Here is a 23,559-nt window from a genome sequence, read left to right on the forward strand (position 1 = left end):
TATTGCAACGAGAGTCCCATGCCCAAGCGTACAGACATCAAGAGCATCCTGATCCTCGGCGCCGGCCCGATCGTCATCGGCCAGGCCTGCGAGTTCGACTACTCCGGCGCACAGGCCTGCAAGGCCCTGAAGGAAGAAGGCTTCCGTGTCATCCTGGTGAACTCCAACCCGGCCACCATCATGACCGACCCGGCCATGGCCGACGCCACCTACATCGAGCCGATCAAGTGGCAGACCGTTGCCAAGATCATCGAGAAGGAGCGCCCTGACGCGCTGCTGCCGACCATGGGCGGCCAGACCGCTCTGAACTGCGCCCTGGACCTAGAGCGCCACGGCGTGCTCGAGCAGTTCGGCGTGGAAATGATCGGCGCCAACGCCGACACCATCGACAAGGCCGAAGACCGTTCGCGCTTCGACAAGGCCATGCGCGACATCGGCCTGGCCTGCCCGCGCTCGGGCATCGCCCACACCATGGAAGAAGCCTACGGCGTGCTGGAGAAGGTCAACTTCCCGTGCATCATCCGTCCGTCCTTCACCATGGGCGGCACCGGCGGTGGCATCGCCTACAACCGTGAAGAGTTCGAAGAGATCTGTGCCCGCGGTCTGGACCTGTCGCCCACCAGCGAGCTGCTGATCGACGAGTCGCTGATCGGCTGGAAGGAATACGAGATGGAGGTGGTCCGTGACAAGAAGGACAACTGCATCATCGTCTGCGCCATCGAGAACTTCGACGCGATGGGTGTGCACACCGGTGACTCGATCACCGTGGCGCCGGCACAGACCCTGACCGACAAGGAATACCAGATCATGCGCAACGCCTCGCTGGCGGTGCTGCGTGAGATCGGTGTGGAAACCGGCGGTTCCAACGTGCAGTTCGGTATCTGCCCGAACACAGGCCGCATGGTCGTGATCGAGATGAACCCGCGCGTATCGCGTTCGTCGGCACTGGCCTCCAAGGCCACCGGCTTCCCGATCGCCAAGATTGCCGCCAAGCTGGCCGTCGGTTACACCCTCGACGAGCTGCAGAACGACATCACCGGCGGCCGCACCCCGGCGTCCTTCGAGCCGGCAATCGACTACGTCGTCACCAAGATCCCGCGTTTCGCCTTCGAGAAGTTCCCGAAGGCCGACGCCCGCCTGACCACCCAGATGAAATCCGTGGGTGAAGTCATGGCCATCGGCCGTACCTTCCAGGAGTCCATGCAGAAAGCCCTGCGTGGCCTGGAAGTTGGCGCTACCGGTTTCGATCCGAAAGTCGACCTGAGCAACCCCGAAGCCGAAGGTATCCTCAAGCGTGAGCTGAGCGTGCCCAATGCTGACCGTATCTGGTACATCGCTGACGCTTTCCGCGCCGGCAAGAGCATCGCTGAAGTCTTCGCGCTGACCCACGTTGACGAGTGGTTCCTGGTGCAGATCGAAGACCTGATCAAGGACGAGGAGCGGGTGAAGACCCTGGGTCTGTCGGCCATCGACCGCGACCTGATGTACAAGCTCAAGCGCAAAGGCTTCTCCGATGCGCGCCTGGCTACCCTGCTGGGTGTCACCGAAAAGAACCTGCGCAACCATCGCCACAAGCTCAAGGTGCTGCCGGTGTACAAGCGCGTGGACACCTGCGCCGCAGAGTTCGCCACCGACACTGCCTACATGTACTCGACCTACGAGGAAGAGTGCGAAGCCAATCCGTCGACTCGCGACAAGATCATGATCCTGGGCGGCGGTCCGAACCGTATCGGCCAGGGCATCGAGTTCGACTACTGCTGCGTACACGCCGCGCTGGCCATGCGTGAAGACGGTTACGAGACCATCATGGTCAACTGCAACCCGGAGACCGTCTCCACCGACTACGACACGTCCGACCGCCTGTACTTCGAGCCGGTGACCCTGGAAGACGTGCTGGAAATCGTCCGCGTCGAGCAGCCCAAGGGTGTGATCGTGCAGTACGGCGGCCAGACCCCGCTGAAACTCTGCCGCGCCCTGGAAGAAGCCGGCGTACCGATCATCGGTACCAGCCCGGACGCCATTGACCGCGCCGAAGACCGCGAGCGCTTCCAGCAGATGGTCCAGCGCCTGAACCTGCGCCAGCCGGCCAACGCCACCGCGCGCAGCGAAGACCAGGCCCTGGAGCTGTCGAAGAGCATCGGCTACCCGATGGTGGTGCGCCCGTCCTACGTGCTGGGCGGCCGCGCCATGGAAATCGTCTACCAGGAAGAAGAGCTCAAGCGCTACATGCGCGAAGCCGTGAAGGTGTCCAACGACAGCCCGGTGCTGCTGGACCGCTTCCTGAACTGCGCCATCGAAGTCGACATCGATGCGGTCTGCGACGGCGAGACCGTGGTGATCGGCGCAATCATGCAGCACATCGAACAGGCCGGCGTGCACTCCGGTGACTCCGCCTGCTCGCTGCCGCCGTACTCGCTGCCCAAGCACATCCAGGACGAGATCCGCGAACAGGTCAAGAAAATGGCCCTGGAGCTGGGCGTGGTCGGCTTGATGAACGTGCAGATGGCCGTGCAGGGCGAGGACATCTACGTGATCGAGGTGAACCCGCGCGCGTCCCGTACCGTACCGTTCGTCTCCAAGTGCATCGGCGAATCGCTGGCCAAAGTTGCGGCCCGCGTCATGGCTGGCAAGTCCCTGGCCGAAGTCGGCTTCACCCAGGAGGTGATCCCGCCGTACTATAGCGTCAAGGAAGCGGTGTTCCCGTTCGCCAAGTTCCCGGGCGTCGACCCGATCCTCGGCCCAGAGATGAAGTCCACTGGCGAGGTGATGGGGGTCGGCGACAGCTTCGGTGAGGCATTCGCCAAGGCCCAGCTGGGTGCCAGCGAAATCCTGCCGAACGCCGGTTGCGCCTTCATCAGCGTCCGCGAGGACGATAAGCCGCAAGCCGTTCAGGTCGCCCGCGATCTGGTTGCGCTGGGCTTCGAGGTAGTGGCCACCGCCGGCACTGCCAAGGTGATCGAGGCTGCCGGTCTGCCGGTACGTCGCGTGAACAAAGTGACCGAGGGCCGTCCTCACGTGGTCGACATGATCAAGAATGACGAGGTCACCCTGATCATCAACACCACCGAAGGTCGCCAGTCCATCGCTGACTCATATTCCATCCGTCGTAACGCCCTGCAGCACAAGATCTACTGCACCACCACCATCGCGGCGGGGCAGGCGATCTGTGAGGCGCTCAAGTTCGGTCCCGAGAAGACCGTTCGCCGTCTGCAGGATCTCCATGCAGGGATCAACGCATGAGCAAATTTCCAATGACCGTCCAGGGCTCTCGCGCCCTGGAAGAAGAACTGAAGTACCTGAAAACCGTTCTGCGTCCGCAGATCACCCAGGCGATCGCCGAAGCGCGTGAACTGGGTGACCTCAAGGAAAACGCCGAATACCACGCCGCTCGTGAGCAGCAGGGCATGTCCGAGGCTCGTATCCGCGATATCGAGGCCAAGCTGTCCAATGCGCAGATCATCGACGTGACCACCATTCCGCACAGCGGCAAGGTGATCTTCGGCACCACCGTGGATATCGCCAACGTCGAGACCGACGAGACCGTGACTTACCAGATCGTCGGCGACGACGAGGCGGACATCAAGAACAGCAAAATCTCAGTCAACTCGCCGATCGCCCGTGCGCTGATCGGCAAGACCGAGGGCGATGCCGTTCTGGTGAAGACTCCGGGCGGCGACGTCGAGTACGAGATCGTTGAAGTCCGCCACAGCTGATCGGCAATCCCTGAGCGCTGGCACCATCAGTTGGCTGCTGGCCCAGACATTCTGGGTTGGCGGCCTCTGGCTGTTGCAGTTCGTGGTGTTGCCTGCGCTGGACAAGATCGGCTTGGCGCCACTGCTGGTGGAGACCGTCGCTGACGGGCTGAAGCCGCTGTTGCTGGGCTTCGCCGGCTTCTGCGTGATGCTCCAGGCCCTGGTGCTCTGGCAGGCGCGCGGATTCGCTGCCTTCGTTCGCGAAACGCGAGGGCAGTTGCTGCTCACCGTGCTGGTGATGGTGGCGGCGTATTTCGTGGTGCGCCACGTAGCGCCGGACGCTCAGCGCTGGCTGCTGTTCAACTACCTGGTGGTGGCACTGTGCGGATTGCTGCTGGTGCTGCAGCCGGTGCCGGAACGGGAAGGACGGAGCTGACGCGGCGGAGCCTTGCCGGCTCCGCGTTGCCGGTCTTGACTGTCAGAGGCCGCTGTAGCGGCTGATGTTCGACAGGTTCTTGTTCGGCTTGGGATTGCGGCGATAGATCAGCGCCATCTTGCCGATGCTCTGGACCAGTTCGCAGCTACCGTTCTGGCAGAGCTCATCGATCAGTGCGCGACGATCGTCACGTTCGGTGATGCGGAATTGCACCTTGATCAGTTCATGATCGTTGAGCGCACGTTCAAGCTCGGCCATTACACCCTCCGACAGACCGTTTTCAGCAACGGTCAATACGGGTTTCAGGTGATGCCCGATAGATTTGAACTGCTTTTTCTGCTCCTGAGAGAGCGCCATAATCTGACCCCTGGGAAAAAGGCGGATATTCTACCCGAGTTTCGGTTATACCGGGATGCCGCTCAGACGAGGTAATACGTGGCCCGTTCCAAGACTAGCCATCGCTGGCTGAAAGAACATTTCGACGATCCGTACGTGAAGATGGCACAGCGCGACGGTTACCGCTCGCGCGCCAGCTACAAGCTGCTGGAAATCCAGGAGAAGGATCGCATCCTGCGCCCGGGCATGACCGTGGTCGACCTCGGCGCCGCGCCGGGCGGCTGGTCGCAGGTCACCAGCCGGGTGATCGGCGACAAGGGAACTCTGATCGCGTCGGACATTCTGCCGATGGACAGTATCCCGGACGTTACCTTCATCCAGGGTGACTTCACTGAGGACGTCGTGTTTGCTCAATTGCTCGAGGCCATCGGAGAAAATCCGGTAGACCTTGTGATTTCCGATATGGCCCCCAATATGAGTGGACTGCCCGCCGTGGACATGCCTCGTGCCATGTTCCTCTGCGAGCTGGCCCTGGACCTGTGCACGCGTGTGCTGCGTCCGGGGGGGGACTTCCTGATCAAGATTTTCCAGGGTGAGGGTTTCGACGCTTACCACAAGATGGTTCGCGAGAACTTCGAGAAGGTGCAGATGCGCAAACCGCTGTCGTCCCGCGACCGATCGCGGGAGCAGTATCTGCTCGCACGAGGCTTTCGTGGCGCCTAGACTGGAATGATTGGGCCGGCTATTGGTCTATGCCTTGCTGGTTTTGCTTGTGCCGGTGAAAGCCGGAGTTCATAAAGGGTTACAGACGGCGCCTGCCGCGCTGCAGGGGTTGTGTAGTAATTTTGGCCGGAAGGAGTCTGGCCGTCGTGAGAAGCGGTTTCCAGGGCGGAGCCGGCTTCAGAGGGTAGTCAATTGAACGACATGGCAAAGAACCTGATTCTGTGGCTGATCATCGCGGCGGTACTCGTCACCGTGATGAACAACTTCTCCAGCCCGAGCGAGCCGCAGACGCTCAACTATTCCGACTTCATCCAGCAGGTGAAGGACGGGAAGGTCGAGCGCGTAACCGTCGACGGCTATGTCATCACCGGCAAGCGCCAGGATGGTGACACCTTCAAGACCATCCGCCCGGCGATCCAGGACAATGGCCTGATCGGCGACCTGGTCAACAACAACGTGGTTGTCGAAGGCAAGCAGCCTGAGCAGCAGAGCATCTGGACGCAGCTCCTGGTAGCGAGCTTCCCGATCCTCGTGATCATCGCAGTCTTCATGTTCTTCATGCGCCAGATGCAGGGCGGCGGCGGCGGTCGCGGCGGCCCGATGAGCTTCGGCAAGAGCAAGGCTCGCCTGCTGTCGGAAGACCAGGTCAAGACCACCTTTGCCGACGTCGCTGGTTGTGACGAGGCCAAGGAAGAAGTCAGTGAGTTGGTAGAATTCCTCCGCGATCCGGGTAAGTTCCAGCGCCTGGGCGGCCGAATTCCGCGTGGCGTATTGATGGTCGGCCCGCCCGGTACCGGTAAAACGCTGCTCGCCAAGGCGATTGCCGGTGAAGCCAAGGTGCCGTTCTTCACCATTTCCGGTTCAGACTTCGTGGAAATGTTCGTCGGCGTGGGCGCCTCACGCGTTCGCGACATGTTTGACCAGGCCAAGAAGCACGCCCCCTGCATTATCTTCATCGACGAGATTGACGCCGTCGGCCGCCATCGTGGCGCCGGCCTGGGTGGCGGTCACGACGAGCGCGAGCAGACCCTCAACCAGTTGCTGGTGGAGATGGACGGCTTCGAAATGAATGACGGCATCATCGTCATCGCCGCGACCAACCGTCCGGACGTACTCGACCCCGCACTGCTGCGTCCGGGCCGCTTCGACCGTCAGGTAGTGGTCGGCCTGCCGGACATTCGCGGTCGCGAGCAGATTCTCAAAGTGCACATGCGCAAGGTTCCGCTGGGCGACAATGTCGACCCGGCTGTGATCGCGCGCGGCACTCCGGGCTTCTCCGGCGCCGACTTGGCCAACCTGGTCAACGAAGCTTCGCTGTTCGCTGCCCGCTCCAACAAGCGCATCGTCGATATGCGTGAGTTCGAGCTGGCCAAGGACAAGATCATGATGGGCGCCGAGCGCAAGACCATGGTCATGTCCGAGAAGGAGAAGAAGAACACCGCGTTCCACGAAGCCGGCCACGCCATCGTTGGTCGTCTGGTTCCGGAGCACGATCCGGTCTACAAGGTTTCCATCATCCCGCGTGGCCGTGCCCTGGGCGTGACCATGTTCCTGCCGGAAGAGGATCGCTACAGCCTGTCCAAGCGCGCCTTGGAAAGCCAGATCTGCTCGCTATTTGGCGGTCGTATCGCTGAAGAGATGACCCTGGGCTTCGAAGGGGTGACCACCGGTGCCTCCAACGACATCATGCGTGCCACTCAATTGGCGCGAAACATGGTCACCAAGTGGGGGCTGTCGGAGAAGCTCGGCCCGCTGATGTACGCGGAAGAGGAGGGCGAAGTTTTCCTTGGTCGTAGCGCGGGTGGCCAGCACTCCAGTATCTCTGGCGAGACGGCCAAGCTGATCGACCAGGAAGTGCGTCGCATCATCGATGACTGCTACGGCATCGCCAAGCGCCTGTTGGAAGAGAACCGCGACAGGCTCGATATGATGGCCGACGCGCTGATGAAGTACGAAACCATCGACGCCGACCAGATCGACGACATCATGGCCGGCCGCACACCGCGCGAGCCGCGTGATTGGCAGGGGGGGGGCTCCGGTTCCTCCGGCAATGCTGCCGCACCGCGTGACGACGGTCGCCAGGAAAACCCGATTGGCGGGCCCGCCGGCGAACACTGAGAGTACTGAATGAGTTCGTTGTACCACCCGACCCGGTTGCCTTGCGGCAACCGGGTTCTTGATTTAAGCCGCCCGCACGTCATGGGCATCCTCAATGTCACCCCTGACTCCTTCTCCGATGGTGGGCGCTTCAATCAGCACGATGCCGCTTTGCGTCATGCGGCGGAGATGGTCGCGGCCGGAGCGACGCTGATCGATATCGGCGGCGAGTCGACTCGTCCGGGCGCGCGCGTGGTTTCGCCCACCGAGGAGCTGGAGCGCGTCGCACCGGTTGTCGAGGCGATCGCTCGGGAGCTGGACGTGGTGATTTCGGTGGATACGTCCACTCCGGCGGTCATGCGCGAGACGGCTCGCCTTGGTGCCGGATTGATCAACGATGTGCGCTCCCTGCAGCGAGATGGCGCGCTGGACGCTGCTCTCGATACCGGGCTTCCGGTATGCCTGATGCATATGCGAGGCGAGCCGGGCAGCATGCAGGATGACCCGCGGTATGCAGACATTCTTCAGGAGGTTCGTGGCTTCCTCGCAGAGCGTATTGCAGCGTGCGAATCCGTGGGCATTGCCCGAGATCGGATAGTGCTCGATCCTGGTTTCGGTTTTGCCAAGACCCAGAATCACAACCTGAACCTGTTCCGGCAGATGGACCGGTTGAGGGAGCTGGGCTGCCCGATGCTGGTTGGTGTCTCGCGCAAGAGCATGATCGGCCGAGCGCTCGGGCGGGAGGTGCGAGAGCGCCTGTTCGGTAGTCTCGCGCTGGCGGCTTTGGCAGTCGCCAGGGGAGCCAGCATCATCCGCGTTCACGATGTCGCTGAGACCGTGGATGTGGTTCGAATGATTCACGCAGTGGAAAGTGCAACGGAAGAGAGGATGCCCGCATGAGCAGGAAGTATTTCGGTACCGATGGAATCCGCGGACGCGTTGGTACGCCGCCGATCACGCCGGACTTCGTGCTCAAGTTGGGTTGGGCCGTGGGGATGGCCTTCCGTCAGCAAGGCAAGTGCCGCGTGTTGGTAGGCAAGGACACGCGGATTTCCGGCTACATGTTCGAGTCCGCGCTGGAGGCAGGGCTCTCCGCTGCCGGTGCTGACGTGATGTTGCTCGGCCCCATGCCGACTCCGGGTATCGCCTACCTGACCCGCACCTTCCACGCCGAAGCGGGGATCGTCATCAGCGCCTCGCACAACCCGCATGACGACAATGGCATCAAATTCTTCTCAGGCCAGGGCACCAAGTTGCCTGACGAGGTCGAGCTGATCATCGAGGAGTTGCTCGATGCGCCGATGACGGTGGTCGAGTCCGCGCGCCTGGGCAAGGTGTCTCGGATCAACGACGCTGCTGGTCGCTACATCGAGTTCTGCAAGAGCAGCGTGCCGTCGAACACCAGCTTCGCAGGTTTGCGTATTGCTCTCGACTGCGCCCATGGCGCGACCTACAAGATCGCTCCGAACGTATTTCGCGAGTTGGGCGCCGAGGTGTTCGTCATCGGTGCTGAACCTAATGGTCTGAACATCAACGACAACTGTGGCTCCACTCATATGGGGGCGCTGCAGGAGGTCGTGCTGGCACAGCATGCCGATATCGGTATCGCCTTCGACGGTGATGGTGACCGGGTGATGATGGTCGACCATACGGGGGCAATCATTGATGGTGACGAGATTCTTTATCTCATCGCCCGCGATATGCTCGATCGCGGCAAGCTGCATGGCGGTGTAGTCGGGACGCTGATGAGCAACCTGGGGTTGGAGCTCGCTCTGCAGGAGCTGCATATTCCCTTTGCCCGCGCCAAGGTCGGAGATCGCTACGTGATGTCAGAGCTGCAGTCGCGCAACTGGCAGTTGGGCGGCGAGAACTCCGGCCACGTGGTCTGCTGCCAGCACACTACAACGGGGGATGCGATCATCGCGGCGCTGCAGGTGCTGATGGCGCTGAAAACTCGCGGCCAGAACCTCGCCGAGGCGCGCATGGGTATTCGCAAGTGCCCGCAGGTGTTGATCAATGTGCGCTTTGCAGGTGGTGTTGATCCGCTGGAACATCCTGCGGTGAAGGAGGCCTGCGCCAAGGTGACCGAGGAAATGGCGGGTCGCGGCCGCGTCCTGCTGCGCAAGTCTGGTACTGAGCCTTTAGTGCGGGTGATGGTTGAGGGTGGCGATGAGGCTCGCGTTCGCGCCTATGCCGAGCAGTTGGCGAAGGTCGTTACAAAGGTATGTGCTTGATTTCTCTTGTCAGTTCCAAAATCGTCGAGTAACATCTGCGCCCACTTTGCTCAGCGAGGTACAGCATGCGTCGACCCTTAGTGGCCGGTAATTGGAAAATGCACGGTACCCACTCCAGCGTAACGGAGCTGATCAAAGGTCTACGTCAACTGGCTCTTCCCACGGGTGTCGATGTGGCGGTGTTTCCGCCCTGTCTGTACATCAGTCAGGTCGTTCAAGGTCTGAATGGGAAGTCGGTTGCCGTTGGCGCGCAGAATTGCGCGACTGAGCCGATGCAGGGTGCCTTGACGGGCGAGGTTGCAGCCAGTCAGTTGGCGGATGCAAATTGCTCCCTGGTACTGGTTGGTCATTCCGAGCGTCGCCTGATCCTGGGTGAGAGTGATGGTGTGATCAGTCGCAAGTTTGCGGCGGTTCAGTCGTGTGGCCTGGTGCCGATCCTGTGCGTGGGTGAAACCCGTGAGCAGCGAGAGGCGGGCAAGACTCTTGAGGTTGTCGGGCGCCAATTGGGCTCGGTGATCGAAGATCTAGGTGTCGGGGCTTTTTCCCGCGCCGTTGTGGCTTACGAGCCGGTGTGGGCGATTGGGACGGGGCTGACGGCTTCTCCCGAGCAAGCCCAGGAAGTGCATGCGGCGATTCGCGCGCAGATCTCGGCGGAAAACGCAGAGGTGGCTCGCGGCCTTCGTCTCCTGTACGGCGGTAGTGTCAAGGCCGCCAACGCTGTCGAGCTTTTCGGCATGCCGGATATCGATGGGGGGCTCATTGGTGGAGCTTCCCTGAATGCAGATGAGTTCGGTGCGATCTGTCGCGCCGCAGGAAACTGAAGATGTTGGAAACAGTTGTAATCGTGATTCACCTGCTGATGGCGCTGGGTCTGGTTGTGCTGGTCCTGCTTCAGCAAGGCAAAGGTGCTGACGCTGGTGCGTCGTTTGGTGCGGGTGCTTCGGGTACTGTTTTCGGTAGCCAGGGCTCTGCTACCTTCCTGAGTCGTTTCACCGCTGTCCTCGCTGCAGTTTTTTTCATTACCAGCTTGGGTTTAGCGTATTTTGCTAAAGAAAAAGCTGATATGATTCGTCACGTCGGACTTCCTGATCCGGCAGTGATGGAGCAGAAGCAGGAACAAGCTCCGGCAGCAAATGATGTGCCGGGCGCGCAAGGGCAGCCTCAAGCCCCTGCAGGCGGTAACGGTGACGTTCCGGCAGCTCCTGAGCAGAAGTAAGCAGGCAAGAGTTTTTGCCGAGGTGGTGGAATTGGTAGACACGCTACCTTGAGGTGGTAGTGGCCATAGGCTGTAGGGGTTCGAGTCCCCTCCTCGGTACCATATACGGAAGGCCCGCTGTGCGGGCCTTTTCGTTTAGGAGTTTCGGTTGACCTTGAAGGGGCTCAACCGTATAATTTTGCACCAGCTTTGACGCGGGATGGAGCAGTCTGGTAGCTCGTCGGGCTCATAACCCGAAGGTCGTTGGTTCAAATCCAGCTCCCGCAACCAGTTTGGCAGAGCCCCTTTTCAGGGGCTTTTTGCTAGCTGGACAGTCCGCGCCGCCGGTTCAGGGCGGTCCTTAAGGGATGGGCGTTTCGCCCATTTTTTGTTTCTACAGCATACGCGAGGCGATCAGGTGTCGAGCAAGCTAGAACAGTTGCAGGCCTTGTTGGCCCCTGTAGTAGAGGCGCTCGGCTATGAGTGCTGGGGCCTGGAGTTCATTTCTCAAGGTCGTCATTCCCTGCTTCGGGTCTATATCGACCGCCCGGAAGGCATCCTGATCGATGACTGCGAAATCGTCAGTCGTCAGGTCAGTGGCATCATGGACGTGGAAGACCCGATCAGTGGCGAGTACACCCTTGAAGTGTCGTCGCCCGGTATGGATCGGCCGCTCTTCACCCTTGAGCAGTTCGCCCGCTATGTCGGCGAGCAGGTGAAGATCAAGCTGCGTACGCCTTTCGAACGGCGTCGCAATTTCCAGGGCATTCTCCGTGGTGTGGAGGAGCAGGATGTGGTGGTCCTGGTGGACGATCACGAATACCTGCTGCCGGTCGACTCGATCGACAAGGCCAACATCATTCCCCGATTTGAGTGAGCCGCCAGAGCGCGGATTCCAATGGATTGAAAGGCGAGGCGTACGATGAGCAAAGAAGTACTGCTGGTTGTTGAGTCGGTATCCAACGAGAAGGGTGTACCGCCTGGCGTGATTTTCGAAGCGCTGGAGCTGGCCCTGGCGACTGCGACCAAAAAGCGTTTCGAGGACGAGGTTGACCTGCGCGTGGAAATCAACCGCGCCAACGGCAACTACGAAACCTTCCGCCGCTGGAACATCGTCGAGGACGAGGATTACTCCAATCCTGCGTCGGAGCTGACCGTCGAAGACGTGCAGGAAGAGCACCCCGGCATGAAGGCCGGCGAGGTCATCGAAGAAAAGATCGAGTCCATCGAGTTCGGTCGCATCGCTGCCCAGACCGCCAAGCAGGTCATCGTGCAGAAGGTTCGCGAGGCCGAGCGTGCTCAGGTGGTCGACGCCTACCGAGAGAAGGTCAACGAGATCATCTCCGGCACCGTCAAGAAGGTCACCCGTGACAACGTGATCGTCGATCTGGGCAACAACGCCGAAGCGTTGCTGGCCCGCGATCAGATCATTCCGCGTGAAACCTTCCGCGTCGGCACCCGCGTGCGTGCCCTGCTGAAGGAAATTCGCAGCGAGAACCGCGGCCCGCAGCTGATCCTGTCGCGGACCGCGCCGGAAATGCTGATCGAGCTGTTCCGCATCGAAGTACCAGAAATCGCCGAGCAACTGATCGACGTGATGGCCGCCGCCCGTGATCCGGGTTCGCGCGCCAAGATCGCCGTTCGTTCCAAGGACAAGCGTATCGACCCGCAGGGTGCCTGCATCGGTATGCGTGGCTCCCGCGTCCAGGCCGTCTCCGGCGAGCTGGGCGGCGAGCGCGTGGACATCGTTCTTTGGGACGACAACCCCGCGCAGTTCGTGATCAATGCCATGGCTCCGGCCGAAGTGGCGGCGATCATCGTCGACGAAGATACCCACACCATGGATATCGCCGTCGCCGAAGACAACCTGGCCCAGGCCATTGGCCGCAGTGGCCAGAACGTACGTCTGGCCAGCCAGCTCACCGGCTGGACCCTGAACGTAATGACCGAGGCCGATATCCAGGCCAAGCAGCAGGCTGAAACTGGCGACATCCTGCAGCGCTTCGTTGACGAGTTGGATGTCGATGAAGAACTCGCCCAGGTTCTGGTGGAAGAAGGTTTCACCACCCTGGAAGAAATCGCCTACGTACCGATGGAAGAAATGCTCAGCATCGGCGGCTTCGACGAGGACATCGTCAACGAGCTGCGCTCGCGCGCCAAGGACCGCCTGCTGACCAAAGCCATCGCCACTGAAGAGAAACTCGCCGACGCACAACCTGCCGAAGACCTGCTCAGCCTCGATGGTATGACCAAAGAGCTGGCTGTGGATCTGGCACTGCGTGGCGTAACCACCCGTGAAGATCTTGCCGAGCAGTCTATTGACGACTTGCTCGACATCGACGGCATGGACGAAGAGCGTGCCGGCAAGTTGATCATGGCCGCCCGGGCCCATTGGTTCGAGTAAGCATTCGCGGCCTGAGGAGAGAAGTGCATGACGCAAGTCACGGTGAAAGAACTGGCCAAGACGGTCGATACGCCGGTGGAGCGCCTGCTGCAGCAGATGCGCGAAGCGGGTCTGCCCCATAACGACGCCGAGCAGGTAGTGACCGACAGCGAGAAACAAGCGCTGCTGGCCCACCTGAAAGGCAGCCACGGTGAGCGTGCGGAAGAGCCGCGCAAGATCACCCTGCAACGCAAGACCACCTCGACCATCCGGGTCGCTGGCAGCAAGACTGTCAGCGTCGAGGTTCGCAAGAAGAAAACCTACGTCAAGCGCAGCCCCGAAGAGCTTGAAGCCGATCGTCAGCGTGAGCTGGATGAACAGCGGGCCGCGGAAGAAGCGGTACGCCTGAAGGCCGAGGAAGAAGCTCGTCAGCGTGCTGCTGCAGAGGAGACCCGTCGTCAGGCGGATGCTGCTCGTCAGCCTGCTGCGCCTGCCGCTGCCGCCGCTCCGGCTGCTGTCGAAGCACCGCGCGCTGCTGCGCCGGCTCCGGCCGCGCCGGGCGCCGCTGCTCCAGCCGCGGATGGCCACAAGAAGGAAGAAGTGCGTCGTGCTCCCAAGCGTGACGAGGAAGACGAGCGCCGTGATCGCAAGCATGCCCAGCATCGCCCGTCGATCAAGGAAAAGGAAAAGACCACTGCACCGCGCGTCGTGCGCAGTGGTGGCGACGACGACGACAGCTTTGGCCGTCGCGGCGGTGGCCGTGGCAAGGGCAAGCTGAAGAAGCGTAACCAGCACGGGTTCCAGAGCCCGACAGGACCGATTGTGCGTGAAGTGAATATCGGCGAGACCATCACCGTGGGCGAACTCGCCCAGCAGATGTCGGTGAAGGGTGCCGAGGTCGTCAAGTTCATGTTCAAGATGGGCACCCCGGTGACCATCAACCAGGTACTCGATCAGGAAACCGCTCAGCTGATCGCCGAAGAGCTCGGCCACAAGGTCAAGCTGGTCAGCGAGAACGCCCTGGAAGAGCAACTGGCCGAATCGCTGAAGTTCGAAGGTGAAGCGGTCTCCCGCGCACCGGTCGTGACCGTGATGGGCCACGTCGACCACGGCAAGACCTCGCTGCTCGACTACATCCGTCGTGCCAAGGTGGCTGCTGGCGAAGCCGGTGGTATCACCCAGCACATCGGCGCCTACCACGTGGAAACCGACCGCGGCATGGTCACCTTCCTCGACACCCCTGGCCACGCCGCGTTCACCGCGATGCGCGCCCGTGGTGCCCAGGCAACCGACATCGTCATCCTGGTGGTGGCGGCGGACGACGGCGTGATGCCGCAGACCCAGGAAGCCGTACAGCACGCGAAAGCAGCTGGCGTGCCGATCGTGGTTGCGGTGAACAAGATCGACAAGCCGGACGCCAACCCGGACAACATCAAGAACGGCCTGGCCGCGCTGGATGTGATTCCGGAAGAGTGGGGCGGCGATGCTCCTTACGTTCATGTGTCCGCGAAACTGGGTACTGGCGTCGACGAGCTGCTTGAAGCTGTTCTGCTGCAGGCCGAACTGCTCGAACTCAAAGCTACCCCGTCGGCCCCTGGCCGTGGCGTAGTGGTCGAATCGCGTCTGGACAAGGGCCGTGGCCCGGTAGCCACCGTGCTGGTCCAGGACGGTACTCTGCGTCAGGGCGACATGGTTCTGGTTGGCGTCAACTACGGCCGCGTCCGTGCGATGCTCGACGAGAACGGCAAGCCGATCAAGGAAGCGGGCCCGTCCATTCCGGTCGAGATCCTCGGCCTGGACGGTACGCCGGATGCGGGTGACGAAGTCTCCGTGATCACCGACGAGAAGAAGGCCCGCGAAGTCGCTCTGTTCCGCCAAGGCAAGTTCCGCGAAGTGAAACTGGCTCGTGCCCACGCTGGCAAGCTGGAAAACATCTTCGAGAACATGGGCCAGGAAGAGAAGAAGACCCTCAACATCGTCCTCAAGTCCGATGTGCGTGGTTCTCTGGAAGCTCTGCAGGGCTCGCTCAGCGGCCTGGGCAACGACGAAGTGCAGGTTCGCGTGGTCGGTGGCGGCGTCGGTGGTATCACCGAATCCGATGCCAACCTGGCGCTGGCCTCCAACGCGGTGCTGTTCGGCTTCAACGTCCGTGCTGACGCGGGTGCGCGCAAGATCGTCGAGTCCGAAGGCCTCGACATGCGTTACTACAACGTGATCTACGACATCATCGAAGACGTCAAGAAAGCCCTGACCGGCATGCTCGGCAGCGATGTTCGCGAGAACATCCTGGGTATCGCCGAAGTACGTGACGTGTTCCGTTCGCCGAAGTTCGGCGCGGTCGCCGGCTGCATGGTTACCGAGGGTCTGGTGCACCGCAACCGTCCGATCCGCGTACTGCGCGACGACGTGGTGATCTTCGAAGGCGAGCTGGAATCCCTGCGTCGCTTCAAGGACGACGTCGCCGAAGTCCGTGCCGGCATGGAATGCGGTATCGGTGTGAAGAGCTACAACGACGTTCGCGTCGGCGACAAGATCGAAGTATTCGAGAAGGTCGAAGTCGCTCGTACTCTGTAAGGGTATTCGAGCGTGAACGCAGCGCCCGGGCCAGCTCAAAAGCTGCCCCGGGCGTTTGCCGCTTTCAGGCCCGGAGCCTCACGGCTCGGGTAAGTAGGTTAGGAAAATGGCCAAAGAGTACAGCCGTACCCAGCGTATCGGCGACCAGATGCAGCGCGAACTGGCGCTGCTGATCCAGCGTGAAATCAAGGACCCCCGTCTCGGCCTAGTGACCATCACCGGCGTCGATGTGGCCCGCGATCTATCCCATGCCAAGGTGTATGTCACCGTGATGGGCCAGGACGACAATGCCGAAGTAGTCAAGCAGAACACCAGCATCCTCAACGATGCGGCTGGCTACCTGCGTATGCACCTGGGCAAGGCGATGAAGCTGCGCACAGTGCCGCAACTGCACTTCAGCTACGACGCCAGCATTCGCCGCGGCGCAGAACTTTCGGCGCTGATCGAGCGCGCGGTGGCAGAAGATCGCCGCCATGGCGGCGACTCCAAGGAGTAAGCCGTGGCGCAGGTCAAACGCATTCGCCGTGCGGTCAACGGTGTGCTGATTCTCGACAAGCCGCTGGGCATGAGTTCCAACCAGGCCCTGCAGAAGGTGCGCTGGCTGCTCAATGCCGAGAAGGCCGGCCACACCGGTAGCCTCGATCCGTTGGCCACCGGCGTGTTGCCGCTGTGCTTCGGCGAGGCGACCAAGTTCTCCCAGTACCTGCTCGATGCCGACAAGGCTTACGAGACGGTGGCCCTGCTGGGTACCACCACTACCACCGGCGATGCCGAGGGTGAGGTGCTGGAGCAGCGCGAGGTGACCGTCGGTCGGGAAGCGCTGGAGGCCCAGCTGCCGCGCTTCCGTGGCGACATAGAGCAGGTGCCGCCGATGTATTCGGCCCTGAAGAAGGATGGCCAGCCGCTGTACAAGTTGGCCCGTGCAGGAGAGGTAGTGGAGCGCGAAGCGCGTTCTGTTACTATTGCGCGCCTGGAATTGCTCGCCTTCGAGTCACCCCGTGCGACCCTGGCCGTTTCCTGTAGCAAGGGCACCTATATTCGCACCCTGGTCGAAGACCTCGGTCGCGAACTCGGGTGTGGCGCACACGTCGCCGCCTTGCGCCGGACCCAGGCCGGGCCGTTCCAGCTGAACCAGTCGGTAACGCTGGAGGAGCTCGAGAAGGCCCATGCCGAGGGCGGCAACGAGGCACTGGATCGCTTCCTGTTGCCGGTGGATGCCGGCCTGGAGCACTGGCCGCTGCTGCAGTTGTCCGAGCACAGCACCTACTACTGGCTGCATGGTCAGCCGGTACGCGCTCCCGAGGTGCCGAAGTTCGGCATGCTGCGGGTGCAGGATCACGAAGGTCGCTTCATCGGTATCGGTGAAGTGACCGAAGACGGGCGCTTGGCGCCACGTCGACTGATTCGGTCGTAAGGCCGAAACCCGAGGGTGGCTGTCAGCAGGCACGGTCACTCCTCTTATATGAACACAGGGACAAGTCCCTGGCCTGTTACCTCAGAGGAAGCCCCATCATGGCACTGAGCGTCCAAGAAAAAGCCCAGATCGTTAACGAGTACAAGCAAGCTGAAGGCGACACCGGTTCCCCGGAAGTGCAGGTTGCACTGCTGTCCGCCAACATCAACAAGCTGCAGGACCACTTCAAGGCCAACGGCAAAGACCACCACTCGCGTCGTGGCCTGATCCGTATGGTTAACCAGCGTCGTAAGCTGCTGGACTACCTGAAGAGCAAGGACACCTCTCGTTACAGCGCCCTGATCGGTCGCCTGGGCCTGCGTCGCTAAGACGGCAAGCCTGAAGTGGGAAGCTGGGAGTCTGGGGCTGATGAGCGGTGCGAACCGCTCGTCGGCCTTGGGCTCCCGGCTTCTCGCTTTTTTGGGAATCGCATCGGGTCCGACTCCCGGCATTTCCGCCATTTCCCCCAAGGCAACTAAGCGAAGGTAGAAAAACCGTGAACCCGGTAACCAAGAAATTCCAGTTCGGTCAATCGACCGTAACCCTCGAGACTGGCCGCATCGCCCGCCAGGCCACCGGTGCCGTCCTGGTCACCATGGACGACGTCACCGTGCTGTGCACCGTCGTAGGTGCCAAGCAGGCCGACCCGAGCAAGAGCTTCTTCCCGCTCTCCGTGCACTACCAGGAGAAGACCTACGCAGCCGGCCGCATCCCCGGTGGTTTCTTCAAGCGTGAAGGTCGTCCTTCGGAGAAGGAAACCCTGACCTCGCGCCTGATCGACCGTCCGATCCGCCCGCTGTTCCCCGAAGGTTTCATGAACGAAGTGCAGGTTGTCTGCACCGTCGTTTCGACCAACAAGAAGTCCGATCCGGACATCGCTGCCATGATCGGCACTTCCGCCGCCCTGGCGATCTCCGGCATTCCGTTCGCCGGTCCGATCGGTGCAGCACGCGTTGGCTTCCACCCGGAAATTGGCTACATCCTCAACCCGACCTACGAGCAGCAGCAGAGCTCCAGCCTCGACATGGTCGTGGCCGGTACCTCCGACGCCGTGCTGATGGTTGAGTCCGAAGCCGACGAGCTGACCGAAGACCAGATGCTGGGCGGCGTGCTCTACGCACACGAAGAATTCCAGTCGGTCATCCGCGCTGTTGCCGAACTGGCTACCGAAGTCGGCAAGCCGACCTGGAACTGGACCGCTCCGGTGGAGAACACCGCTCTGGTCAGCGCCATCAAGGCCGAATTCGGTGCCGCTATCTCCGAAGCCTACACCGTCACCGTCAAGCAGGACCGCTATGCCGCCCTGGGCGCGCTGCGTGACGAAATCGTCGCCAAGTTCGCCGGCGAAGGCGAAGGCCAGTTCTCCGCGGGTGAAGTCAAAGACGTCTTCGGCCTGCTGGAATACCGCACCGTTCGTGAAAACATCGTCAACGGCAAACCGCGTATCGACGGCCGCGATACCCGCACCGTTCGCCCGCTGAGAGTTGAAGTCGGCGTACTGGGCAAGACCCACGGCTCTGCGCTGTTCACCCGTGGCGAAACCCAGGCTCTGGTCGTTGCCACCCTCGGCACCGCCCGTGACGCACAGCTGCTCGACACCCTCGAAGGCGAGCGCAAAGACCCCTTCATGCTGCACTACAACTTCCCGCCGTTCTCGGTAGGCGAGTGTGGCCGTATGGGCAGCGCGGGCCGTCGTGAAATCGGCCACGGCCGTCTGGCACGCCGCAGCGTTGCTGCCATGCTGCCGACCCAGGACGAGTTCCCCTACACCATCCGTGTAGTGTCGGAAATCACCGAATCCAACGGTTCCAGCTCCATGGCTTCCGTTTGCGGTGCTTCCCTGGCTCTGATGGACGCCGGTGTTCCGGTCAAGGCGCCGGTTGCCGGTATCGCCATGGGTCTGGTGAAGGAAGGTGACAAGTTCGCCATCCTGACCGACATCCTGGGTGACGAAGACCACCTGGGCGACATGGACTTCAAGGTCGCCGGTACCGACAAGGGCGTCACCGCCCTGCAGATGGACATCAAGATCAACGGCATCACCGAAGAGATCATGGAGATCGCCCTGGGCCAGGCCCTGGAAGCTCGCCTGAACATCCTCGGCCAGATGAACCAGGTCATCGCCGCTCCGCGTGCCGAGCTGTCCGAAAACGCTCCGACCATGATCCAGATGAAGATCGACACGGACAAGATCCGTGACGTCATCGGCAAGGGCGGCGCAGTCATTCGCAGCATCTGCGAAGAGACCAAGGCCTCGATCGACATCGAAGACGATGGCAGCGTGAAGATCTACGGTGAAACCAAGGAAGCTGCCGAGGCCGCCAAACAGCGCGTCCTGGGTATCACCGCGGAAGCCGAGATCGGCAAGATCTACGTCGGCAAGGTCGAGCGCATCGTGGACTTCGGCGCCTTCGTCAACATCCTGCCGGGCAAGGATGGTCTGGTGCACATCTCGCAAATCAGCGACAAGCGCATCGACAAGGTCACCGACGTTCTGCAGGAAGGCCAGGAAGTCAAAGTCCTGGTGCTCGACGTGGACAACCGTGGCCGCATCAAGCTGTCCATCAAGGACGTAGCCGCTGCTGAAGCCTCTGGCGTATAAGCAATCGGTGAAATAGAAGAGGGCCCCTTGCGGGCCCTCTTTTTTTGCCTTGAAAATGCGCTATTCGCCGATCTCGTTCCAAGGATGCCCCGAGATGGACAAGCGTTACTGTCACTACCACAGTGCCCAGCCTGCGACCTGGCAATGCCAGCCGTGCGAGCGACTTTACGGCGACTGCTGCATTCCGCTCAACGCCGACGCTCCGGAGTACACGCCATCCTGCCCGCTGTGCCGTGGCCACCTGCGCTTCCTGGGCGCGGCCAATACCGCACAACCCTTCTGGGAGCGCCTGTCGAAGTTCTTCGCCTATGGCTTCCAGGCAGGGCCATTGGCTTTCTGTGCCTTGCTGGCACTGGCCTGCGTATTCATGCCCGCGAGCTTGCTGCTGTGGATCGCGCTACTCAGCGTGGCGACCAAATACCTGCACAGCGTGATCGAAGCGGCCAGCTTTGGTGGTCAGGACGCCCCGGGGCTGCTGGAAGCGTTCAGGGTCGACAGCCTGCAGACATTCTTCCAGCAGTTGGCAGTGTTCCTGATTGCCCTGGTGCTGCTCTGGCTGGCGACTGACTTTCATAGCGAGGCGATCTACTGGGCGGTCAACATTGCCATCATGCTGGTGTTGCCGGCGAGCATCATCCGTCTCTCGCTGGACAAGAGCCTGCGGGCGGCCCTCAGCCCCAGTGAGGTAGGGCAGGTGATCGCGGCCATGGGCTGGCGTTACCTGATCCTCTGCGTGTTCCTGTTCATTCTCTGGCAGTCGCCCAGCTACGTCGGCTGGCTGCTTTCCCACGGCTTGCCAAGGGTGGTGATGGTGCCCGTGGTGGCTGGGCTGACCGGGTATTTCAGCGTGGTGATGTGCGCCATGATGGGTTACGCGGTGTTCCAGTATCAGGGGGAGCTGGGCTACGTTTCTGCCGGGGACGATGCGCCAGCCGGCTTTGCCGCGCCGGAATGGCACCGTCGCAAGGCGATGGCCGAGGCGGAGGTGCGGGTCAAGGAGGGGCAGACCGGCGCAGCCCTGGAGATCCTGGTCGCCGCCCTGCGAGAAGGTCGCCAGGACCTGAAACTGAACGAACGTTATCACCAGCTGCTCTTCGCCCTGAACGAGCGCACCGAGTGCTTGAACCACCTGCCGCACTATCTTGGCCTGGCCAGCCGGCTCAATCCTCAGCTTGCCGCCAGCGCCTTCCTCAATGCTCGGCAACTGCAGGCGGATTACCTGCCGGAGGACCCGAGCGTCTGCGAGCGCATCGCCGAAGTCCTGATCGAGCGGCACAAGGCCCGCGAGGGGCTGAGCCTGCTGCGCAACCTGCACAAGCGTTTCCCGGATTACCCCGGCATTCCCCGCGCCTACCTGATGGCTGCACGGGCATTCTCCGAAGAGCTGGGGCAGGTCGAGCCAGCGCAGCAGCTGCTGGCTTTCATTCGTCAGCGCTACCCGGAGTTCGAACAGATGGGGGAGGTGGTGCAGCTTGAGGCTGTGCTCGCCAAGCTGGGCAGAAATTCCGGAGCCTGATCGTGCAACCTGCACGAAAGTCAGCGGTGAATTGTGCAAGCTGCAAGCGTTTCGTTTCTGTTTTTAAATATAACATACTGATTTATATGGTTTTTATTTGATTGGCAAAACTGGCATAGCGCTTGCGACATTCCTTGTGCAACTGCTGCCAGGTATGGGTCGCAGTTTTCCAATCATTCAGGAGAAACTGCCATGAAACGTTTCAACAAACTGGCTCTTGCCGCCGCCACCGCAACCGCCCTGAGCTTCTCGTTCGCCAACTCGGTGTTCGCCCAGCCGACGACGCTGGCCGCCAACGAGACAGTCCAGAAAACCGAAGAGGCGGTTTCCGATACCTGGATCACCAGCAAGGTGAAATCCAGCCTGATCGCCAACAAGGACATCAGCGGTACCAACATCAAGGTCGAAACCAACAAGGGCGTGGTTTCCCTGTCCGGTACCGTTAAGTCTGACGCCGAGAGAGAGCTGGCCGTGAAGACCACCCAGGGCATCAAGGGCGTCACCGCGGTGTCAGCCGATGGCCTGAAGTCGGTCGAGTAAGGGGTGTGCGCTCCTCTCGCTATTCAACCTCGAACAGGAGGGTCGTCCGGGAATACTGACGATGATCTACAGGCGGCGGACGGACAGGCCGAGTAACTGGTAGACAAACTGCAAGTGCGCTACGGCTGGAGCCGCGAGAAAGCAGAGGAGGGAGCCCGAGGCTTCAGTCGCCTACTGCAGCGTTCGGAAACAGGATCGATCCAAAGCCCCGCCGGCAAACCGGTGGGGCTTTTTCATGGGCTTCTTCATGACAAGATCAGGGGGCGAGATGCTGTTGATAGATCGTCAGCTGGCGGGTTGGGTCGGCTTCCGGGTAGTGCTGCCGGAGGAAGCGCGAGAGTTCCCGCACCGCCTGCAGGTCGCCCTTCTGGCCGATCAGCTTGGCCAGTTGCAGGGTCAGGCCGGGCAGTGGTTCGGGTAACTGCCCAGAGCGTGCCAGGCGGCGCCAGCTGTGCAGCGCCAGGGCTGCCTCATTGCGTTGCAGCAGCTTGCGCAGCAGGTGCAGTTGAATGGTTGGATGGGCGAGCAGCCCCGCGTCGCGGGCGACGCTCTCTTCGGCGAGTCGGCGCAGCAGAGCATCGGCTGCGGGTGAGGGCGGCAGGGCGAACAGCTGCTTGAGGGTTTCGCTCATCAGCGTGCGGTCTTGTCGCCCCTTGGCCACTCCGTAGAGGCGCTCGACGAGCACCGGTTGCCCAGGAAACTGCCGCAGCAGCTCTGAGCCGCGTGCGGCGGCCTGGTCGAGGGCGAAGCGGCCGATCTGCTCGTCCAGGGACGCCAGGGCGCGCTTGAAGGGCGCATCCGGGTCTTCCTTCGCGAGGTAAGCCTCGTCGACCGGCATCCGCCCCAGCTTGCGTGGCAGCCAGACGGCGAGGAAGCCGGAGACCAGGCCGCCGATGTGCGCGTAGTAGTTCACATGGTCGGCGGCGCGGATCAGCCCGAACAGCTCCTTGCCCAGCCACAGCGGCAGGATCCACAGCGCCGGCGCCTTGAGGTAGCCGATCAGCGGTCCGAGCCAGTAGAAGAAGCGGATGCGGCGCAGGCCGTACACGCCTATGTACATACCCATCAGGCCGGAGATGGCGCCCGAGGCACCGATGCCGGGTACCCAGGAAGGGTCCAGCGCCCACCACAGCAGCCCGGAGCACAAGCCACTGAACAGGTACAGGCCCAGGTACATAGCGCGCCCCAACGCCGCCTCCAGGGCGAAGCCGAAGATGAACAGGAATACCAAGTTGCCGGCCAGGTGCCAGAAGCTGCCGTGCAGGAACATCGAGCCGAACAGGCCCTGAACGGTGAAGCGCTCGGGGACGAAGCCGAAACGCAGGCTGCTGGTCTGGTCGCGGGCCGCTTCGGCCTTCAGGCGCGAAGCTTGCCATGCAGCGTCCTGCTGGAAGGCGGGCAGGGCGCGCAGCTCATGGCCGAACTCCAGGTCCGAAAGCACCAGCCAGGCCAGTTGCTGACGCGGCAGGGCTTCGAGCGCACGCTGCTGGTCGGCCTCCAGCCGGTCGCGGCGCTCCAGCGAGGCGCTGAACAGTGGGCGCTCATGGCTGAGCAGTTCCTGGTCGAGATAGACGCGCACGGCCTCTTCGCGCCGGGTGCTGTCGCCACCCTGGTAGCCGAAGTAGATCAGTACATTGATGACGATCAGCAGCAGCGTGATGACCGGAGGCTTCTTCCAGTCCAGCGGGTGCTCGGCGGGGACGATGACCATGGCGACCGATCCTTGGCCCAAATGGCGTGAGTGCTTGAGTGGCGGCGAGACTAGCATCTCGCCAGCA

The 23,559-nt window shown here is 61.7% G+C and carries 20 protein-coding genes and 2 tRNA genes; 20 read left to right on the forward strand and 2 right to left on the reverse strand.

The window, feature by feature from the left end:
- Positions 1-18: 18 nt before the first annotated feature.
- Genes carB through CTR55_RS14040 form a run of 3 tightly spaced genes read left to right on the forward strand, consistent with a single transcriptional unit; the run spans position 19 to position 4,128 of the window.
- A complete protein-coding gene (gene carB, locus CTR55_RS14030; RefSeq protein ID WP_296287046.1) occupies positions 19-3,240 on the forward strand; it encodes a carbamoyl-phosphate synthase large subunit in 3,222 nt (1,073 codons plus the stop codon).
- Complete coding sequence (greA, locus tag CTR55_RS14035; RefSeq protein WP_296287047.1) at positions 3,237-3,713, forward strand: transcription elongation factor GreA; 477 nt, start codon at positions 3,237-3,239, stop codon at positions 3,711-3,713. The genes carB and greA overlap by 4 nt, the downstream gene beginning before the upstream one ends.
- A gap of 10 nt (positions 3,714-3,723) precedes the next feature.
- Positions 3,724-4,128: a DUF4149 domain-containing protein gene (locus tag CTR55_RS14040; protein WP_296287135.1), complete on the forward strand. Its 405-nt coding sequence runs from the start codon at positions 3,724-3,726 to the stop codon at positions 4,126-4,128.
- Positions 4,129-4,170: 42 nt separating this feature from the next.
- Here the strand turns inward: CTR55_RS14040 and CTR55_RS14045 are convergent, their stop codons facing one another.
- Positions 4,171-4,485 (reverse strand): YhbY family RNA-binding protein, encoded by a 315-nt coding sequence (locus tag CTR55_RS14045; protein ID WP_296287048.1) that lies wholly within the window; start codon positions 4,483-4,485, stop codon positions 4,171-4,173.
- Positions 4,486-4,563: 78 nt separating this feature from the next.
- Between CTR55_RS14045 and rlmE the strand changes: the two genes are divergently transcribed.
- From rlmE to CTR55_RS14130, 17 genes are all read left to right on the forward strand, one after another.
- Positions 4,564-5,187, forward strand: a complete 624-nt coding sequence (gene rlmE / locus CTR55_RS14050) for a 23S rRNA (uridine(2552)-2'-O)-methyltransferase RlmE (RefSeq protein WP_296287051.1) — start codon at positions 4,564-4,566, stop codon at positions 5,185-5,187.
- Between the two features lie 201 nt (positions 5,188-5,388).
- Complete coding sequence (gene ftsH, locus CTR55_RS14055) at positions 5,389-7,305, forward strand: ATP-dependent zinc metalloprotease FtsH (RefSeq protein ID WP_296287136.1); 1,917 nt, start codon at positions 5,389-5,391, stop codon at positions 7,303-7,305.
- Between the two features lie 9 nt (positions 7,306-7,314).
- Positions 7,315-8,184: a dihydropteroate synthase gene (gene folP, locus CTR55_RS14060; protein WP_296287052.1), complete on the forward strand. Its 870-nt coding sequence runs from the start codon at positions 7,315-7,317 to the stop codon at positions 8,182-8,184.
- A complete protein-coding gene (gene glmM, locus CTR55_RS14065) occupies positions 8,181-9,518 on the forward strand; it encodes a phosphoglucosamine mutase (RefSeq protein ID WP_296287053.1) in 1,338 nt (445 codons plus the stop codon). Before folP ends, glmM begins: the two co-directional genes overlap by 4 nt.
- 65 nt (positions 9,519-9,583) lie before the next feature.
- Positions 9,584-10,339 carry a triose-phosphate isomerase gene (gene tpiA, locus CTR55_RS14070; protein WP_296287054.1) on the forward strand — a complete coding sequence of 252 codons (756 nt, stop codon included), beginning with the start codon at positions 9,584-9,586 and terminating at the stop codon, positions 10,337-10,339.
- A 2-nt stretch (positions 10,340-10,341) separates the two neighbouring features.
- Positions 10,342-10,734 (forward strand): preprotein translocase subunit SecG, encoded by a 393-nt coding sequence (secG, locus tag CTR55_RS14075; protein ID WP_296287056.1) that lies wholly within the window; start codon positions 10,342-10,344, stop codon positions 10,732-10,734.
- Between the two features lie 16 nt (positions 10,735-10,750).
- Positions 10,751-10,836, forward strand: a tRNA-Leu gene (locus tag CTR55_RS14080).
- 91 nt (positions 10,837-10,927) lie between these two features.
- A tRNA-Met gene (locus CTR55_RS14085) sits at positions 10,928-11,004 on the forward strand.
- 127 nt (positions 11,005-11,131) lie between these two features.
- Complete coding sequence (gene rimP / locus CTR55_RS14090) at positions 11,132-11,590, forward strand: ribosome maturation factor RimP (RefSeq protein WP_296287058.1); 459 nt, start codon at positions 11,132-11,134, stop codon at positions 11,588-11,590.
- Between the two features lie 45 nt (positions 11,591-11,635).
- The gene (nusA, locus tag CTR55_RS14095; protein ID WP_296287060.1) at positions 11,636-13,117 is read left to right on the forward strand and encodes a transcription termination factor NusA; all 1,482 of its coding nucleotides are present in this window, start codon (positions 11,636-11,638) and stop codon (positions 13,115-13,117) included.
- A 27-nt stretch (positions 13,118-13,144) separates the two neighbouring features.
- Positions 13,145-15,670 carry a translation initiation factor IF-2 gene (gene infB, locus CTR55_RS14100; protein WP_296287061.1) on the forward strand — a complete coding sequence of 842 codons (2,526 nt, stop codon included), beginning with the start codon at positions 13,145-13,147 and terminating at the stop codon, positions 15,668-15,670.
- 106 nt (positions 15,671-15,776) lie between these two features.
- On the forward strand, positions 15,777-16,166 hold the full coding sequence (rbfA, locus tag CTR55_RS14105; RefSeq protein ID WP_296287062.1) for a 30S ribosome-binding factor RbfA: 390 nt from the start codon (positions 15,777-15,779) through the stop codon (positions 16,164-16,166).
- A gap of 3 nt (positions 16,167-16,169) precedes the next feature.
- Positions 16,170-17,084 (forward strand): tRNA pseudouridine(55) synthase TruB, encoded by a 915-nt coding sequence (gene truB / locus CTR55_RS14110; protein ID WP_296287063.1) that lies wholly within the window; start codon positions 16,170-16,172, stop codon positions 17,082-17,084.
- A 98-nt stretch (positions 17,085-17,182) separates the two neighbouring features.
- Positions 17,183-17,452 (forward strand): 30S ribosomal protein S15, encoded by a 270-nt coding sequence (gene rpsO / locus CTR55_RS14115; RefSeq protein WP_017518939.1) that lies wholly within the window; start codon positions 17,183-17,185, stop codon positions 17,450-17,452.
- A gap of 167 nt (positions 17,453-17,619) precedes the next feature.
- On the forward strand, positions 17,620-19,725 hold the full coding sequence (gene pnp, locus CTR55_RS14120; protein ID WP_296287065.1) for a polyribonucleotide nucleotidyltransferase: 2,106 nt from the start codon (positions 17,620-17,622) through the stop codon (positions 19,723-19,725).
- A 94-nt stretch (positions 19,726-19,819) separates the two neighbouring features.
- A complete protein-coding gene (locus CTR55_RS14125) occupies positions 19,820-21,241 on the forward strand; it encodes a DUF4013 domain-containing protein (protein WP_296287066.1) in 1,422 nt (473 codons plus the stop codon).
- Between the two features lie 192 nt (positions 21,242-21,433).
- Positions 21,434-21,781 carry a BON domain-containing protein gene (locus CTR55_RS14130; protein WP_296287067.1) on the forward strand — a complete coding sequence of 116 codons (348 nt, stop codon included), beginning with the start codon at positions 21,434-21,436 and terminating at the stop codon, positions 21,779-21,781.
- Between the two features lie 256 nt (positions 21,782-22,037).
- Here CTR55_RS14130 and CTR55_RS14135 read toward each other — a convergent pair whose 3' ends face one another.
- Positions 22,038-23,492, reverse strand: coding sequence for a rhomboid family intramembrane serine protease (locus CTR55_RS14135; RefSeq protein ID WP_296287069.1), 1,455 nt, complete (start codon positions 23,490-23,492; stop codon positions 22,038-22,040).
- Positions 23,493-23,559 lie beyond the last annotated feature (67 nt).

Origin of the sequence: Pseudomonas sp., assembly GCF_002796985.1 — a bacterium.
GTDB lineage: Bacteria > Pseudomonadota > Gammaproteobacteria > Pseudomonadales > Pseudomonadaceae > Pseudomonas.